We start from the raw sequence: 432 nt of genomic DNA on the forward strand, positions 1-432 counted from the left end.
GTGGAGCCGTACCTACGGGCGAATGTCCGGCACACCTTCGGCGGTAGCGACACGGTGACGTTCGACGGGGTGGACCGGATCAAGAGCGATCACAGGTCCTCCACGGCTGATATGGGCATCGGTGTCGTGGCTCAATTGTCATCCACGGTCAGTGTTTATATGGAGGGTAACTATGGCATCCAACTGGACGACAACAACTTTGAGGGTGTCAGTGGCAATTTCGGCGTAAGAGCGCGCTGGTAAACAGGAAGGACGCCAACATTGGGCCTGGCAACTACCAGGCCCACGGGGTCAACTCATACTCAAGCATCCGCTAGTGATAACCGCGAGCACCGGCTCGTTGCAGTACCGGTGCGTGGCTTTGCCTGAGGTCTTCACGCAACCCGGTGATCAGGTGGCAAACCGCACGGCTGCTGCCGAGCTTGTCAGGGT

At 58.6% G+C, this 432-nt stretch carries 1 protein-coding gene and 1 pseudogene; one reads left to right on the forward strand and one right to left on the reverse strand.

Going from position 1 to position 432, the window contains the following annotated elements; translation table 11 throughout:
• On the forward strand, positions 1 to 243 hold a 243-nt coding region (locus JMV15_RS28130), incomplete at its 5' end, for an autotransporter outer membrane beta-barrel domain-containing protein (RefSeq protein WP_201492014.1).
• Positions 244 to 313: 70 nt separating this feature from the next.
• Here the strand turns inward: JMV15_RS28130 and JMV15_RS28910 are convergent.
• Positions 314 to 432 (reverse strand): annotated as a pseudogene (locus tag JMV15_RS28910) (DUF1652 domain-containing protein); the annotation flags it as partial.

The organism is Pseudomonas paracarnis (assembly GCF_904063055.1).
Classification (GTDB): Bacteria; Pseudomonadota; Gammaproteobacteria; order Pseudomonadales; family Pseudomonadaceae; genus Aquipseudomonas; species Aquipseudomonas paracarnis.